General features: G+C 66.9%; 13 protein-coding genes. 4 read left to right on the top strand and 9 right to left on the bottom strand.

Translation table 11 applies throughout. The annotated features are described in order from the left end of the window. The 3 genes from CVN68_RS01790 to rfbF are packed head-to-tail and all read right to left on the bottom strand — an operon-like array spanning position 1 to position 2,634. Positions 1-765: a TylF/MycF/NovP-related O-methyltransferase gene (locus CVN68_RS01790; protein ID WP_100280684.1), complete on the bottom strand. Its 765-nt coding sequence runs from the start codon at positions 763-765 to the stop codon at positions 1-3. 40 nt (positions 766-805) lie between these two features. Beyond that, positions 806-1,864: a CDP-glucose 4,6-dehydratase gene (gene rfbG, locus CVN68_RS01785; RefSeq protein ID WP_233503521.1), complete on the bottom strand. Its 1,059-nt coding sequence runs from the start codon at positions 1,862-1,864 to the stop codon at positions 806-808. Further along, positions 1,861-2,634 (bottom strand): glucose-1-phosphate cytidylyltransferase, encoded by a 774-nt coding sequence (gene rfbF / locus CVN68_RS01780; protein ID WP_100280683.1) that lies wholly within the window; start codon positions 2,632-2,634, stop codon positions 1,861-1,863. Before rfbF ends, rfbG begins: the two co-directional genes overlap by 4 nt. A 76-nt stretch (positions 2,635-2,710) precedes the next feature. Here rfbF and CVN68_RS01775 point away from each other — a divergent pair, with 76 nt between their 5' ends. Continuing rightward, positions 2,711-4,315 (top strand): ArnT family glycosyltransferase, encoded by a 1,605-nt coding sequence (locus tag CVN68_RS01775; RefSeq protein ID WP_158298657.1) that lies wholly within the window; start codon positions 2,711-2,713, stop codon positions 4,313-4,315. Here the strand turns inward: CVN68_RS01775 and CVN68_RS01770 are convergent. From CVN68_RS01770 to CVN68_RS01750, 5 genes are all read right to left on the bottom strand, one after another. Further along, complete coding sequence (locus tag CVN68_RS01770) at positions 4,304-5,899, bottom strand: sensor histidine kinase (protein ID WP_100280681.1); 1,596 nt, start codon at positions 5,897-5,899, stop codon at positions 4,304-4,306. The two genes, CVN68_RS01775 and CVN68_RS01770, sit on opposite strands and share 12 nt — an antisense overlap. Further along, positions 5,896-6,600 carry a response regulator transcription factor gene (locus tag CVN68_RS01765; protein ID WP_233503520.1) on the bottom strand — a complete coding sequence of 235 codons (705 nt, stop codon included), beginning with the start codon at positions 6,598-6,600 and terminating at the stop codon, positions 5,896-5,898. Before CVN68_RS01765 ends, CVN68_RS01770 begins: the two co-directional genes overlap by 4 nt. An 11-nt stretch (positions 6,601-6,611) precedes the next feature. Further along, complete coding sequence (locus CVN68_RS01760) at positions 6,612-8,225, bottom strand: DUF4153 domain-containing protein (protein ID WP_100280680.1); 1,614 nt, start codon at positions 8,223-8,225, stop codon at positions 6,612-6,614. A gap of 108 nt (positions 8,226-8,333) precedes the next feature. Further along, positions 8,334-9,662, bottom strand: coding sequence for an MFS transporter (locus CVN68_RS01755; protein ID WP_100284153.1), 1,329 nt, complete (start codon positions 9,660-9,662; stop codon positions 8,334-8,336). Between the two features lie 105 nt (positions 9,663-9,767). Continuing rightward, positions 9,768-10,715 (bottom strand): ROK family protein, encoded by a 948-nt coding sequence (locus CVN68_RS01750; protein WP_100280679.1) that lies wholly within the window; start codon positions 10,713-10,715, stop codon positions 9,768-9,770. Positions 10,716-10,826: 111 nt separating this feature from the next. On the opposite strand from CVN68_RS01750, the gene CVN68_RS01745 reads away from it, so the two are divergent. From CVN68_RS01745 to CVN68_RS01735, 3 genes are all read left to right on the top strand, one after another. Beyond that, positions 10,827-12,155: a sugar porter family MFS transporter gene (locus tag CVN68_RS01745; RefSeq protein ID WP_100284152.1), complete on the top strand. Its 1,329-nt coding sequence runs from the start codon at positions 10,827-10,829 to the stop codon at positions 12,153-12,155. Positions 12,156-12,186: 31 nt separating this feature from the next. Continuing rightward, positions 12,187-13,386: an ROK family transcriptional regulator gene (locus tag CVN68_RS01740; protein ID WP_100280678.1), complete on the top strand. Its 1,200-nt coding sequence runs from the start codon at positions 12,187-12,189 to the stop codon at positions 13,384-13,386. Positions 13,387-13,647: 261 nt separating this feature from the next. Beyond that, positions 13,648-14,250, top strand: coding sequence for a hypothetical protein (locus CVN68_RS01735; RefSeq protein ID WP_100280677.1), 603 nt, complete (start codon positions 13,648-13,650; stop codon positions 14,248-14,250). 77 nt (positions 14,251-14,327) lie between these two features. Here the strand turns inward: CVN68_RS01735 and CVN68_RS01730 are convergent, their stop codons facing one another. Beyond that, positions 14,328-16,646, bottom strand: coding sequence for a GH92 family glycosyl hydrolase (locus CVN68_RS01730; RefSeq protein ID WP_100284151.1), 2,319 nt, complete (start codon positions 16,644-16,646; stop codon positions 14,328-14,330). Between the last annotated feature and the right edge of the window lies 1 nt (position 16,647).

The raw sequence follows: 16,647 nt of genomic DNA, 5'->3' as shown, positions 1-16,647 counted from the left end.
CTACGCCCCGAACTCAGCGAAGGCGCAGAAGGGTTGGTGGGGGAAGCGCTCGAGCTTCAGATTGTTGAGCCCCAGCACTTCCATCACCGCCTGGGTCTCGCCGGGGAAATGCTTGCAGACCATCTCGTCGAACACGAGGAGCGAGCCCTTGACCAGCCGCGGCAGGATCATTTCCAGCGCCGCGCGGGTCGGCTGGTAGATGTCCATATCAAAGATCGCCATCGCGACGACAGCATGGGAATTGTCATCGAGCCATTTCGGCAAAGTCTCGACGACATCGCCCTTCACCAGTTCGAACTTCTGGATCTGGGGGACCGGAGAGAAGCTCTCCTGCAAGGCGAGGATCTCGGCGAGTTCGGCTTCATAGCCGGTCGAGGTGGAATAGTCGCCGTCGCTGGAAAAGCCGCCATCGGCGTCGTGCACGCCGGTGAACCCACTGAACGTATCGAAGCCGACGATCGTGCGCGAATGGTTGTACGGCTCGTGGATGCCGCGCAGGTTGCACAGGGTCGTCATCGTCGCCCCCCAGTGCACGCCGAATTCGCAGATTACCCCCGGCACGTTGACGATCCGCCGATAGAGATGATCCTCGTACAGCAGCCGCGACAGCACCTGGCGCTTCATGAACACGGTGCTGTGATGGTTCCAGTGCGATCCGAAGCCGCCTTCGCGGTGCCGCGCGCGGGCAAGCGCGTACAGGCGCGCGTCATTGTCCGCCTCACTATCGCTGCGCTGGGTGAATTCCCCCGACAACTTCTTCAGCACGCACTGGTCCTCCCGTTGATTTCGATAGCGCGGCGGCGGCTCATGCCTGTCCTGCTGCGCGCGCCTGATAGTCGGCGATCTGCTGCAGCGTGATCGCGCGCGCGTCTTCACCCCCGCCGACGGCCTTGTGCCATTCAGCGATCCAGCCGAGCGCCTGCTCCAGCCGCAGCATCGGCTGCCAGCCGAGCGCGGCGCGGGCTTTCGAACTGTCGAGACGCAGTAGGCCGGCCTCGTGCCGGCGCGGGCCGGTGTCGGCGATCGCGGCGACGCCTTCACCCCAGGTGGCGCGCATGCGTTCGACGATCCACGACACCGGCCGCGCGTCCTCGTCGGAAGGACCGAAGTTCCAGCCTTCGGCGAAGCGCCGCTCGCCTGCGAGCAGCCGCTCGGCGAGCAGCAGATAGCCGCCGAGCGCCTCCAGCACATGTTGCCACGGACGCACCGCATCCGGCGAGCGGATCAGCGGCGCGGCACCGGCTTCGAAAGCGCGGATCAGGTCCGGCACGAGCCGGTCGGTCGCCCAGTCGCCGCCGCCGATAACGTTGCCGGCGCGCGCCGTGGCGAGCGCCGGGCCGTCGGCGAAAAACGAGCTGCGATACGCGGCGGCGACCAGCTCGGCGCAGCCCTTGCTGCTGCTATAGGGATCGTGCCCGCCCATCGGGTCGCTCTCGCGATAGGGCCAGATCCACTCGCGGTTCTGATAGCATTTGTCACTGGTGACGCAGACGATCGCCTTGACGTCGGGGGTCCGGCGAGCGGCCTCGAGCAGATGCACCGTTCCCATGACGTTGGTGGCGTAGGTCTCGACCGGCTCGCGATAGGAGAGCCGCACCAGAGGCTGCGCGGCGAGGTGGAAGATCATCTCGGGCCGCGACGCCTCGACCACCGCGCGGACTGCGGTCAGGTCGCGGATATCGCCTTCGTGATGCTGGATCAGTTCATCGATGCGCGCCGCGGCGAACAGGCTCGACTCGCTTGGCGGCGGCAGCGCGAAGCCGGTGACCTCGGCGCCGAGCGCATGCAGCCACAGGCTCAGCCAGCTGCCCTTGAAACCGGTATGGCCGGTGACGAGAACCCGGCGGCCGCGCCAGCTATTCACCAGCGCTTCCACGGCGCGTCGCCCGACTTCCACAATTCGTCGAGATAGAGTTTGTCGCGCAGCGTATCCATCGGCTGCCAGAACCCTTCGTGCCGATAGCCCATCAACTCGCCGCCGCGCGCGAGCCGCTCGAGCGGCCCCGCTTCCCACACGGTATCGGGGCCGTCGATCAGATCGAGCACCGAAGGATCGGCGACGAAGAACCCGCCATTGATCTGGCCGCCGTCGCCCGCCGGCTTTTCCTTGAAATCGACCACCTTGCCCGCATCGAACTCGAGCGCGCCGAAGCGGCCGGGGGGCGATACCGAAGTGATCGTCGCGCGCAGCCCGTGCGCCTTGTGGAAGTCGACCAGCGCGCCGACGTCGATATCCGCGACGCCATCGCCATAGGTGAAGCAGAAGGGCTCGTCGGGATCGAGATAGGGACGGATCGCCGCGAGCCGGCCGCCGGTCATCGTCGTCGCGCCGGTCTCGACCAGGGTGATCCGCCACGGCTCGCTGCGCGCGTAATGGATCTCCATGCCGTTGCCGCCGCGCAAGTCGATCGTCACGTCGGAGGTGTGGAGGAAATAGTTCGCGAAGAACTCCTTGATCAGATAGCCCTTATAGCCGAGGCAAACAACGAAGTCGTTGAAACCGCTCGACGAATAGATCTTCATGATATGCCAGAGGATCGGCATGCCGCCGATCTCGACCATCGGCTTCGGCCGCACCGACGTCTCTTCGCCAAGCCGGGTGCCCAAACCGCCGGCCAGGATTACGGTTCGCATCTTCACTCCACGTCATCACTTCAGCACGATGACGTACCCCTCTCCCCCAGTCCGTAAGCCGGATCGCGATTCCTGGATGCAGCGCGGCATATTGCTGCTGATATTGCTGCTCGCGGCTGGGCTGCGGGTGCGCGGGATCGGGTTCGGACTTCCCGCGCTCAACGATCCCGACGAGCCGCTGTTCATGATGACCGCCGTCGAGATGCTGCGGAACCATAGCCTGAACCCTGGCTGGTTCGGCCACCCGGGCACGATCACGCTCTATTGCCTCGCCCTGATCAGCCTGGTCGTCGGCGGGTTCGGCATCGCGACCGGCCGCTATGCCGATACCGACGCCTTCGTGAGCGCGGTATATGCCGACCCGGGAATATTGTTTCTCCCGGCGCGGCTGTGCATCGCCGCGTGCGGCGTGGTCTGCGTCTACCTGACCTGGCGGCTGGGGCGGCGGATCGGCGGCACTACCACCGGTCTGATCGCGGCCGCCTTCCTCGCGGTCAATTCGGTGCACATCGATTATTCGCAAGTCATCCGCACCGACATCCAGGTCAGCATCTTCATGCTGCTCTGCCTGTTCGCCTCGATCGCGATCGCCGAGAAGGGCCGGCTGCGCGATTATCTGCTCGCCGGCCTGTTCGTCGGGCTCGGCTGCGCGACCAAATGGCCCGCCGCGACGATCGCGTTGAGCCCCGTCGCAGTCGGGATCTGGCGTATCGCCCGCGGCAACCGCGACGCGCGCAAATTGCTGGTGTTCGCCGGCGCGGCAGTGGGCGCCCTGCTACTCGCCTCTCCCTATCTGGTGCTCGACTATTCCACCGTCCTCCGCAACCTCACCGGCGAGGCACGGCCGATCCATCCGGGCGCCACCGGCGGTGGCCTGCTCGTCAATCTCCGCTGGTATCTGACGGACCCGTTGCTCGGCTCTTTCGGCGCAGCGGGTCTCGTCCTCGCGGGGATCGGCGCGGTCCTGCTGCCGGTGCGCAACCGGGTCGCGGCGATCGCCGTCCTGCCGGGGGTCGCTGCCTTCGTAATGCTGATCGGCATCCAGGCGCTGCGCTGGGAACGCTGGCTGATCCCGCTGCTGCCCATCGCCGCGATTGCCGCGGGATATGCGATCACTTGCCTTGCCGAGGTGCTGCGGGCGTGGTCGGGCCGGCCGCTGCGCGCGCTCGAACCGATAGCGGTGCTCCTGCTGATGGTGCCGATGGTGTCGGCCGCGCAGGCAAGGGCCGTCGCGCGGGCGAACGACACCCGTCAGCTCGCATCGGCCTGGGCGCGCACGCACATCCCGCCGGAGAGCAGCATCCTCGTCGAGCACGCCGCGATCGACCTCATCCCGGGGCCGTGGCGCTTGCTGTTCCCGCTCGGCACCGCCGGCTGCATCGACGCCCGCGCCGCGCTCGCCGGCCGCATCCGCTACGGCGAAGCCGAGAACCGGCGCTCGGGGAGCCCGCTCGTCGATCTGGGCAGCGTCGCGCTTTTTCGCCTCCCCGGCTGCCGGGCACGCTTTGTAATCCTGAGCCATTACGACCGCTATCGCGACGACAGAACGCGCTTTGCCGCCGAATGGCAGCGCTATGCCGAACTGACCCGGGGAAGCACGTTGCGGCACGTCATCGCCCCCGTGTCCGGGCTGCGCGGCGGACCGACGATCTACATCTTCGAAATCGCGTCAACGCCTTGACGGGCGCGCGATGGCGTCGCGAACGATCGGCAACGCAACGGTGAAGCGCGCGCCGCGCTCCCCGCCGGGTTCGAGCACGAGGCGGCCGCGCTCCGCGCCGAGCAGCGACGCCGATATGGCGAGGCCGAGCCCGGTGCCCCCCGCCGCCCGCCGCGTGGTGAAGAACGGCTCGAAGATACGTTCGGCATCGCCGGGCGCAATGCCGCGGCCATTGTCGGTCACGACGATCTCTAGATCCTGATCACCGCGCCGCAGGTCGATCGTCACTTCGGTGGCGCCGGCCTGACGCGCATTCTCGATCAAGGTGGTGAGCACCACCTCCACGGTCGAAGCTTGCACTGCAACCAGCGGCATCACCGGCGCGGACGCAACCCCCACGCGGAATCCCGGCCCGTCATGCGCATCGGCGACCCGGCGAACCGCCGCCAGCGCATCGTCCGCGACATCGGGGCCGGGCTGCGCCATATCGGCGCGGGCGAGATCGAGCAGCCGGGTGACGAGTTGCGACAGCCGCGCGGCGTCGGCCTTGATGTTGCCGAGGAAGCGCTCGCGCTCGGCGGGCGTCATTGCCGCACCATGATCCTCGAACAACTCGATCGCGCCCGAGATGCCGGCGAGCGGCGTTTTGAACTCGTGGCTCACCGACGCCGCGAAATCGCGCAGATAGCGCGAGCGGCGGTCAATCGCTGCGGCCATGGCGCCGAAATTCTCGAACAGCACGCGTATCTCGATCGCGGCGGTGACCGGCGTCTCGGGCACCGAACCGGTGCCCTTGGCGACGCCGCGGGTGGCTTCGCCGAGCGCCTCGATCGGCCGCGCGATGCCGCGCGACAACAGCCCGGTCAGCACCAGCAGCACGACGAAGATCAATGCGATACCGAGCAGGATCTTGCCGCGATCGTCATAGAGCCCGCGGAACAACGCCCGCGGCGAACGCGACAGCAGCAACGCGCCGACCACGCGCCCGTTTGCGATGATCGGCCGGACATGGTGGATCCGGAGCGACGAGGCGCGGCTGAGCCATTCGAAAGCGTAACGCTGACTATAACCGCCGTTGGTGCGCAGCACCGTGTCGACTTTGCCCTTCAGCGCCGCCGCGACCTCGGGCAATTGCGCATAGGAGCCGCCGGCATCGTGGCCGATCAGCACCACGCCGCCCCGGTCGATCAACTGGATCGAGGCGAGCGTCGTGCGTGCCGTGGCCGCGAGGATCGGATGCAGTCGGCGCGCCATCGCCAGCGCATCGGGATCGGGCGGTACGGTTCGCGCCAGCGCCGGCGGGCGTTCGGGAAGCACTCCCGTCGTGCGCAGGTCGATCGTCGATGCCTCCGGGCGCCATGGCCGTGGATCGGTGGAGGCAGGCGCAGCGCCAGGCCATAGCGCCTGCGCGGCACCGGCGAGCGCGGCACCCTGCGCTATCAGCTCCGCTTCGGTCTGCCGCACGAGGGTATTCTCATAGACGCGCAGGAACAGCGCCCCCACACCGGGCAGCGCGGCAGTGAACAGCAAGGTGCCGAACAGGATCGTCCGCAGCCTTAGCGCCGGCCAGTGCCGTTTGAGGACCGTCTTCAGCGCGCCGATCAAGCGCCCGCGCCCGTACAGCTCCCCAGCCGATATCCCACGCCGGGGCGGGTCTCGATCACGTCGGTGCCGCCGACCCCGGCGAACTTGCCGCGCAAATTGCGGATATGGCTGTCGATCGTCCGGTCGGTCACTGCGAAGCCCGGCCCGTGCAGCCTGTCGATGATCGCGTCGCGGCTGAACACCTTGGCCGGCATCACCGCCAGCGTGCGCAGGATCGAAAATTCAGTGACGGTCAATACGATCTCGGCGCCCGCCCAGCTGGCGCGCCACCCGTCGATATCGAGCGCGAGCCGGCCGTGCTCGATCCGCCGCCCTTCGTCGGTTTCGGGCGGCCTTGCGCTCGCCCGGCGCAGGATCGCCATCGATCGCGCCACCACTTCGCGGGGGGAGAACGGCTTCACGACATAATCGTCGGCGCCCAGCTCGATGCCGAGCACGCGATCGATCTCGTCGTCGCGCGAAGACAGGAACAGGATCGGCAAGTCGCCGGCAGCGCGCAACCGCCGGCAGGTCTCGAGCCCGTCCATCCGCGGCATGTTGATGTCGAGCACCACCAGATCGACGCGGTGCCTGTCGACCAGATCGAGCACGGCCTCGCCGTCGTCCGCCTCGATCGTGTCGAGCCCGGCCTTGGCAAAGGCGAAGGCGAGCAGCTGGCGGATATGCGGGTCGTCGTCGGCGATGAGGATGGTGCGCGGCATGGGGCACATGATCATTGCGCGGCCTCGTTCGTCAATGCCGGCCGGGGCACGAGTTGCTCGGCGACCGAGGCGGTCGGCGCGTTCTCGGGCTGCGGCGCAGGCTCGGGCGGCGCCGGCGGTGGCCTGAGTGCACCGTCGCAATCACGGCCGGCAGGTCCTCGAAGCGGCGCTGCCTGCAGCTTGCGCCCTGCAAGCATGTTCCTGATCTCGCGCAGACGTCGGCCGTTGCGCCACGTCGAGTCGCCGCCCAGTTGGCCGTCGATCGTCTGGATCAGCACGTCGTGGCGGACCCATGCCAGGCGCTCGGCGAAATCGGGGCGCAGATCAGGGCGCAGTTCGAGCGTGACCAGCGAGGTCAGCGCCGAAGGACCGAGGCTGCCGAGATAGCAAAGGTCGAGTTCGGCGCCCTTGCCGCCCACTTCGCGCGCGTGGCGGATATTCCACGCCGCAGCGACCGATCCGAGATCCACCATCGTGCATCCCGTGAGGACCAGCAGTGCGGCGGCGACATTAGCGTTGATCAGCCATCCCGCGCTCCGTCCGCGAAGCATGCGCCAGACGATCAGCACCAGCCCCAGCGCGACCAGCACCATCCAGATCAACGCCGCGATCCGCAGCCCGGTCAGCGAGTAAACCTCGATGTAGTCGATCGTGCGCAGGATGCTGGAGGCGACGAGGAATATGTTCTGCGCGATCCACAGCACCACCAGCTGCCGGATCGCCGGCACCGCCGCGGTGGCCGAGCCGGGCCGCAGCGCGACGAGCACGAACAGGCCGGCGAGCAAAGCGGTGGCGATCAGCGGATAGGCGCCGCGATGCGCATAATCGGCCAAGGTCACGCCCTCCGGCAGCGGCGCACCGCTCCACAGAAAGGCGATGTCGAGCCCGTTCTGCAGCGCGAACAACGCGTTGAAGGTCCACAAGGCGAGCAGCACCGACCCGGTCGAGACGCCCGGCAGCGTCAGCGGTGCGCCGGTCCGGGGCGCAATCGCGGGAAGGCCGATCCGGCGCGGGCGCAACGTCGCCCAGACCGTCGTGGCGATCACGATCCAGAACAGGACCCGGCCGAGCGTGGCATCGTCGACGCGTGGCATGCCAATGCGGTAGAGTGCATCGCCGATCACCGGATTGGCGCTGGCGAACAAGGCGAGGAACACCGCGCCGCCCAGCAGCGGCAGCGGCAGCAGCGGCAGGATCCGTTGCCTCGGCAAATTGCGCCCGAGCGGCCTGCGCAGCCGGAACATGTCCTGCCACGGACCGACGACACTGGCGATGCCGTGGAGGATCAGCCGCAGCACCCAGCGGCCGGCATGATCGAAGCCCGGCGCGCGCGGCAGCAGCACCGCCATGGTCAGGCTGGTCCAGAACAGCAGCCATGCCAGCAACCCGGGAGCATCGAGCAACGGCACCGCCAGCAGCAACGCGCCGGCGGCGGCGATCCAGCTACGGCGGTCGCGCCACACCCTCGGCGAGAGCGCCAGCGTCGCGACGATCCACGCCAGCGCGAAAAAGCCGAGCGTCGTGCCGACCCCGCGCCCGACCCAGAACAGCCGGTCCGCCAGCCCGACCAATGCGGCCGCGGCGACGGCCTTGACGACGAAGCTCGATGATATCCGTAGCTGCACAGGAAGCTCCCCAATGTTCAGGGTGCTTCCTCGCCGGTCGGTGTGCCGATCGTGCGGTGATCCGCGTCAGCCTGTGATGCGCATCTCGTGCAGATCCGGTGCAGACGGTCAGTGGACCGAAGTCGTCGCCTCCCGCCGCAGGATCGGTGCGCGTCCGGCGAGGAATGCGAACACGCACAAAGCGAGGTAGCAGGCCGCCGGCACGATCAGCGCAAAAGCATAGCCGTTCCCATCGGACACCGCGCCGACCAGCAGCGGCAGCAAGGCGCCGCCGACGATCGCGGTACAGAGCAGTCCCGAGGTCGACTCCACCGTCCCCGTCGAACGCTCGAGCGTGAGCGTGAAGATCACCGGGAACATGATCGAATTGAACAGCCCGATCGACAGCGCCACGAAGCCCGCGGTCACCCCGCCGACGGCGAAGACGTAGAAGCACATCGCCGATGCGATCGCAGTGAACAACGCGAGCAGCAAATGCGCGCGGACCATTGCGAGCAACGCCGAGCCGATCGCGCGACCGACCATCGCGCCGAGCCAATAGAGCGCAACCGCCTTGCCGGCTTCCTGCAGCGACACGCCGGGCACGCCATCGCTGCCCATCAGATAGCCGAGCACCGGAACACCGAACGCCGCATCCGAATGCCCCCAGACGCTATTGTCGTTGAGCAGCAGCGCCATCTGGGTGCCGATCGCGACTTCGGCGCCGACATAGAGGAAGATCGCCAGCCCGCCGAACAGCGCCCAGCGCGAATTGAGCGCCGAGAACAGACCCGCGGTCGAAGCCACCGGGGGCGCGGCCTCGGTGACGACGCGGCGGCTGAGCCAGAAGAACAACGCCAGCGCGGCGATCAGCCCGCAGATCCACAGATAGGCCGAATCGATGCCGGCCAGCGCATCGCTGCGTGCCGCGTCGGTGACTGCCGTGCCGTCCTTGACCTCGATACCGGCGAGGAACAGATGTGCGCCGAGCAGCGGGCCGAGAAAGGTACCGAACGAATTGAAGGTCTGGCTCAGCGTCAGGCGAAGGTGGCTGTATTTCGGATTTCCCAGCGCCGCCGCGAGCGGATTGGCCGCGACCTGCAGGATGGTGATCCCGCTGGCGAGGATGAACAGCCCGAGCAGCACGAGCGTGAACACCGCGAGATTGGCGGCGGCGAGCATCACCAGACACCCGGCGATCATCAGCCCCAATGCGATCAGTATCGTCGGGATCGATTTGGCACGCGAGAGCAAGGCGGCGGCCGGAAACGAGACGAGGCCGTAAGCGATGAAGAAGGCGAACGCCGCGGCCTGCGCCTGCAAATTGGTCAGCGTGAAGATCCCCTTCACCGACGCGACCAGCGGATCGATCAGCGAGGTGATGAACCCCCAGGCGAAGAACAATGTCGTCACCGCAGCGAATGCCAGCGTGGTGCTCCGGGAGCTCGATCGCGCCAAGGCCTTATCCTTCCTGATGCCGCGGGCGCCGCGGTGCGCCCGCATTTCTTATGTTTGTTTGTCTAATTTGCACGGCTTTGCCGGCTTGGCCAGCCGCGCCGTGGATCACGCCGCGTCGACCGCGGCAGCGGCGAGCGCGATCGATCCCAGCGGCCCCGCCATGTCGTCGAGCGCGGGCTTCGTCACATACTGCCCGCCCTCGGGCATCTGCATATAGCCGTTGAGACTCTCGAGCAGCCTACGCTCGATCCGGCCGAGGAGATGCGGCTGGGCAGTGAGCACGCCACCGCCGATCGCGATGCGGCGGGGCGCCGCGCCGCAGACCAGCGCATGCGCCATCGCGGCGATATAGCCGACGATCGGGTCCCATACCGGGTCGTCCTCGGCGAGTTCGCGGACCGTGCGCCCGGACAGCCGCGACACCAGCGCCGAACCCGAGGCCAGCCCCTCGACGCAATCGTCGTGAAAACCGCAGACGCTGGGATGCGTGTCCGAAGCGAGACGCGGCACCCGCATATGCCCCCACTCACCATGCGCGAATCCCCGGGTCGGCCGGCCGTGAACGACCAGCCCGACGCCGACGCCGGTGCCGATCGTGACGTAGGCGAAGTCTTCCATCCCCTGGCCGCAGCCCCAGGCGATCTCGGCCAGCGCCGCGCCATTGACGTCGGTGTCGAAGCCGACCGGCACTCCGAACGGCGCCGACAGCACGCCGCGGACGTCGGTGCCCGGCCAACGCGGCTTGTTGGTCGCGAGGATCTGACCGTAAAGCGGCGACTTCGGATCGAGCTCGATCGGACCGAACGAAGCAATGCCGAGCGCGGCGAAGCCGCCGTCCCGATGCCATTCGTGCAGCACCGCCAGCAGCGCCGGGAGCGTGTCCGCCGGGCTGGTGGTCGGAACCGTGCGCTGATCGATCACGCGATCAGGCCCGAAGGCGAGCGTGCACACGCATTTGGTGCCGCCCAGCTCGACGCCCGCATAGGGTCGCTCGCCCGCCGCAGCGCCGTCCGATACGCTTACTCCGACGGACGACGGCAAACCGTTCGACATTCCCCCTCCATTCGCGGCTATTGTCCGCCTGAGAATCCTTGGGCTTGTACGGCCCGGCGCCCGCATTAATAATCCAAATTTCATAATTCAATGGCCGAGGAGAGGATTGCGATGAGCGCAACCAACCGCAAGCTGAACCCCTCGGCGATCATCGCGGCGAGCCTCGCCGGGCTTTTGTTCGGATTCGATACCGCGGTGATCGCCGGCGTGACCGAGGCGCTGCGCGGCACGTTCGACCTTTCGGCGGCGCAGCTGGGCGCGGCGGTGTCGGCCGCGCTGGTCGGCACCCTGGTCGGCGCGCTCGGCGCGGGCCGACCTGGGGACCGCTATGGCAGCCGCAATATCCTCCTCTGGATCGCCGTCGCCTATATCGTCTCGGCGCTCGGCTCGGCGCTGAGCAGCGGTCTCGCGATGCTCGTTGCCTTCCGCTTTCTCGGTGGTCTCGCGATCGGCGGCTCGTCGGTGCTGGCGCCGGTGTACATCGCCGAAGTGAGCCCGCCCGAGCGGCGTGGCATGCTGGTCGGCTTCTTCCAGCTCAGCATCGTGCTCGGCATCCTCGGCGCCTATGTCAGCAATTTCCTGATCGGCCAGGCCAGCGACGGCGAGCTGGCCTGGCGACTGAAGCTCGGCGTCGCGGCGGCCCCGGCGATCCTCTTCCTGCTCCTGATGTTGCGGGTCCCGCAGAGCCCGCGCTGGCTCTTTCATCGCGGACGGACCGCCGAGGCGAAGGCGGCGATCGAAACGCTGCGCATGGGCGACCCGGACACGCTGTTCGCGCAATTCGCCAAGGGCGCCACCGCGCCGGGAGACGCGAGGCTGCGCTGGAGCAAGCACCGCCGCCCGATCCTGCTGGCAATCGGGCTCGCCATGTTCAACCAGCTCTCGGGGATCAACGCGATCCTCTATTATCTCGGCGACATCTTCGCCGCCGCCGGCTTCGATACGGTCTCGGCCGATCTGCAGGCCGTGGCGATCGGCGTGGCCAATCTCGCCGCGACAATGCTGGGCATGGCGATCATCGACCGGGTCGGGCGCAAGCCGTTGCTGCTGATCGGCGCTTTGGGCACTGCCGTGGCGCTTGCCGCCGTCGCCCTGATCTATTCGACCGGTGCGGGACGGGCTTGGCTGCTCCCCTCGCTGATCGGCTTCATCCTGTTCTTCGCGGTCTCGCAGGGTGCCGTCATCTGGGTCTATCTCTCCGAGATCTTCCCGACCGCAGTCCGCGCGCGCGGCCAATCGCTCGGCAGCGCGACGCATTGGGGCATGAATGCGCTGATCGCTTTTGGCTTTCCAATAGTGGCACAATATACCCAGGCTCTGCCGTTCTGGCTGTTCGCCGGCGCGATGCTGGTGCAGGCTGGGGTGGTCTGGCGCTATTACCCCGAAACGCGCGGGGTTTCGCTGGAGACGATGGGACGAACAGTCGAGGGCCGGGAATGACACGCTTGAAGATGATTGATAGCGCTACCGCATGACGGCCACGACAACCCGCACCCGCCCCCGCCTGTCCGGCACAAATCTCGAGCGTGCCGCCGATCACAATCAGCGCGTGACGCTCCACGCGATCCGCGTGCTCGGACCACTGACTCGCGTCGAACTCGCCGGGATCACCGGACTGACCGGTCCGGCGATCGCCAATATCACCAAGCGTCTGCTCCAGGACGGCCTGATCGACGAGGCCGGCCAGCGCCGCGGCGGCCGTGGCCAGCCGCCGACCAAGCTCGTCGTGCGCGCCGACGCCTGTTACTCGATCGGAGTGAATATCGACCGCGATCACATCACGATCGTGCTCGTCGACTTTTCGGGCGAGACGCTGATGCGAGTCTCCGAGGAAGTCGACTTCGCTTTGCCCGATCATGTCCGCGGGCTGTATCGGCGCTCGATCAAGAACATGCTGCGCAAGGCCAAGGTGGATATCGCCAAGGTCGTCGGACTCGGCATCGCGATTCCCGACGATCTCGGGCTGGTCGACCTGCCCGGGCGGCCCGCCGATTATGCGACCTGGGACAGTGTCAACATCGCCGAGCTGTTCCGCGAGCCGCTCAACCTGCCCACCTTCGTCGAGAACGACGCCGCCGCCGCCGCTATGGGCGAGATGCAATTGGGGCTCGGCCATACCAACAACAGCTTCTTCTACATCCTGATCTCGTCGGGGCTCGGCGGCGGGCTGGTCGTCGACGGTTCGTATCTGCGCGGCGCCGACGGGCGCAGCGGCGAGCTGGGCTTCATGCGTGCCGCGGACGGCGCGGCGCCCGGCGAGCAGGTCCAGCAGATGGTCTCGCTGTCGGGATTGGCGCGGCATCTCGAGCAGAACGGCTGCAGCCTTGCCGACGTGATGGGCGACGCCGACCCGGACACGGCGACCAAGGCCTGCGTCGCCGCATGGATCGAGGACGCGGCGCAGCGGCTCACCGTGCCGCTCGACGCGATCAACTGCCTGATCAACCCCGCCGCGGTGCTGGTCGGCGGCCGGCTTCCCACCGCGATCGTAGAACGGCTGGCCGAGCGTGCCAACGAACTGATGCAGGAGCGTGCGGGCATGCTCCCGACCGTGGCGCCGGTCATTCGCGCGGCATTGTCCGAAGACGCGCCCGCGGTCGGCGCGGCAATCCTGCCGTTCAGTCACTTCCTGCTGCCCAAGCAGGCGGCCTTGTGGAAGGCTTCAGGCTGAGCGCCGGGAGCCGATGCTCGATTTTAACGAGATGACTAGGATTGGCATTTTACGGCCGGTCGACCGACCTGCGACGCAGGGTTCGTCAGTAACCTTTACGCAGCGGGTGCCATGCAAATCTCCTCTTCCGCACATTCCTGGACGAACCGGATAGCGAAGGCCGCTTCACCGGGGCCGGCCGCGGCATCTGCTGCTGTCGCATCGCCTGTCACGACAGAAACGGGGGGCGTTGCCGTAAATGTGTCCTCGCTTGCCGGTAGATTGAGCCGGGCTTCTGCGCACTCCGACGCGGCGGGCGCCAAACTGGACCGCGACGATCTCGGCGAAAAGGTCCGGAAGAATATCGAAAAGATAAGCTACGAGCGCACCCCGCAGAATATTGCAGCGAAGTCGGCCGAGGTGCCGGAACCCGGCGATACCGATGCACTGGCGTCCGCCGCGGCGGCAAACGCATATGTTGCCGACGTGCGCCTGCCGAACCCATTTGCTGGACGTTCGCGCGATCAACTCTCGGCGATCGCGAATGACGAAAGCGGAACGTTCACCACGAACGAGAAATATGCCGCTCACCGTCAGGCGAACGAAGAAGAACAAGCATGGCGGATAAAAGCCGTGGCCGCCGCTATGGACGAATATCAAAAAAGCGGAAAACTCACGAACTTCTTCAGTTCAGTCCTCGATCATTTCAACGATCTGCCTCGGGCGGAGCAATCGCTATATCCCGCGAACTACGCAACTGATCTACAGGACAAGATTGAACTCGACTTCAACTATTTCACCCACATGCCCAATGGCCTGCCGGGCAAGGCGGACATCTCCCTCGCCAATCTGAGATCGATGGCCGGGTTTGACGATCGGGATTAGGGTGGTTGTCGTCGGCGACGGTCGTCGCTGCCAGGCGGTCGCCCCGTAAAAAGCTCCGCCCAGGTCTTCCTGCCGTGTCACGCCGGCACCCGCCCGAACGACGGCGGCCGGTCGGCTTTGGCCGTGCCGAAGCGCGAAGGCTCGCGCGCCATCTCGAACACCAGTTCGCCACCCTTTGCCAGTTCGGCGTGGCTGATCCAGTTGCGGGTCCACGGCTTGCCGTTCCACCGCATCGACTGGACATAGGGCGCACCGTCCCCGTTGCCCCGCGCGATCACGCGGAGGGTCTTCCCCCGCCCCATCCGCATCTCGGCCGTATCGAACAAGGGCGAGCCGAACACATATACGCCGCTCACCGGATCGACCGGATAGAAGCCCATTGCGCTGAGCACGAACCACGCGCTCATCTGCCCGCAATCGTCGTTGCCGATCTCGCCGTCGGGGTCGTCCTTGTACATTTCGGTGCACAGCCGGCGGATCATCGCCTGCGTCTTCCACGGCGCGCCGGCAAAGGCATAGAGATAGGCGACGTGGTGGTTGGGCTCGTTGCCATGCGCATATTGGCCGACCAGCCCCGAAATGTCGGGCGGCGCATTCTCGGGCAAAGTCGACGGCGCGTTGAACAGCGCGTCGAGCTGCTTCTCGAATGCCGCATCGCCGCCGAAATGGTCGATCAGGCCGTAAACGTCATGTTGGTTGAGGAAGGTAGCCTGCCAGCCATTGGCCTCGGTGTAATCACGGTGCTTCTTGACGTCGTGGCCGATCTGGATCGGATCGTAATTCGCCCACCAGCTGCCGTCCGAGAATTTCGGTTTCGCGAAGCGAGTCGCCGGGTCGAGGACGTTGCGATAGTTCCGGCTGCGCTGACGCAGCTTCTCGGCGTCGTCCTTCGCGCCCGCGGCCTCGGCGAGCACCGCCATCGCCCAATCGTCATAGGCATATTCCTGGGTGCGGCTGACAGACTCCCAGATCTTGTCGGCGGGGATATAGCCGAGATCGTAATAATATCCCCGACCGAGCGAGCCGTCGCTGTCCTTATAGTCGCGATCGAAGGCGCGGCGGCGGATATTGGGCCACGCCGCGGCATAATCGGCCTCGATCCCCTTCAAGCGCGCCTCGGCGAGCACCGACACCGAATGCCAGCCGATCATGCAGCCGGTCTCGATCCCCTGGAGCTGCCAGACCGGCGGGCCATAAGGGCTCTGCTGGGTCTGGCGGATCAGATCGCGGGTGAACATCGCCGCGCGCTCAGGCTGGACCAAGGTCAGCAGCGGATGCAGCGCGCGATAGGTGTCCCACAGCGAATAGGTGCTGAACGCCGGCGTGTCGACAGGCGCCTGATGCACCTGGCCGTCCATCCCGACATAGCGGCCGTCGCGATCGGTGAAGAGCGTCGGCGCGAGGAAGCAATGATAGAGCGCGCTCGCCATGATCGTGCGCTGCGCCCCGGTCCCGCCCTCGACGCGGACGCAGCCGAGTTGCTCCCCCCAGGCGCGTCGCGCGGCGGTGGCGGTGCGGTCGAAGTCCCAGCCCTTCGCTTCGCCTGCGAGCGCAGCTTTCGCCCCTGCGACGTCGATCGCCGAGATGCCGGTCTTGATCAGGATCGGCTCGCCGCCGGCCTCGTCGAAGAACAACGCGACCTTGAGCTTGTTGCCGGTAATGCCCTTGGCGCCGGCTGGCGCGGGCTTGTTGCCGTCGCCGAAGAACTGGACACGGCTCGGCCTGCGCGAGAGCTGCAGCGCGAAATGGATCTGCCGGCCCTTGGCCCAGCGATGCACCCGGCGGGTGCCGGTGAGCACCCCGTCCGCGTCGATCGCCAGCGATGCCTGATCGACGATCGTGCCCTTGTCCCACACGTCGAGAATCATATGGGCGAAGTCGATCAGGATGTGCCCGGCGCCCTTGGGGAAATGATAGCGGTGGAGACCGGTGCGCTCGGTCACCGTCAGTTCCGCCAGCACCCCGGATTCGAGTTTGACGCGGTAATAACCGGGCTCGGCATGCTCCTCGGAGAAGCGCTGGCGATAGCCGGTGTCGGGGTTGTCGAGCTTGCCCGGATCGAGCTCTAGCGGCCCCCGCGTCGGCACCACCAAAACGTCCAGCATGTCGCCGATGCCGGTGCCGGAGAGGTGAGTGTGCGAGAAGCCCATGATCGAGCCGTCGGTGCGGTGATAGCCCGAACACGCGTCCCACCGGCTATTGTCGGTGTCGGGACCGAGCTGGACCATGCCGAAGGGCAGCGATGGCCCCGGAAAGGTGTGACCGTGCCCGCCGGTGCCGATGAACAGATCGGGCTTGGGGGCGATTGCCTGCGGGCGCGCGAGCCCCGGCGCCGCGGTGCCCAGGGCGGCGAGCCCGGTGCCGGCGAGCAACTGGCGGCGATTTGCAGTGATCATC

It is taken from the genome of Sphingomonas psychrotolerans (assembly GCF_002796605.1).
Lineage (GTDB): Bacteria > Pseudomonadota > Alphaproteobacteria > Sphingomonadales > Sphingomonadaceae > Sphingomonas > Sphingomonas psychrotolerans.
The sequence above is the reverse complement of the archived record's forward strand: the minus strand, read 5'-3'. Positions and strand labels throughout refer to the sequence as shown.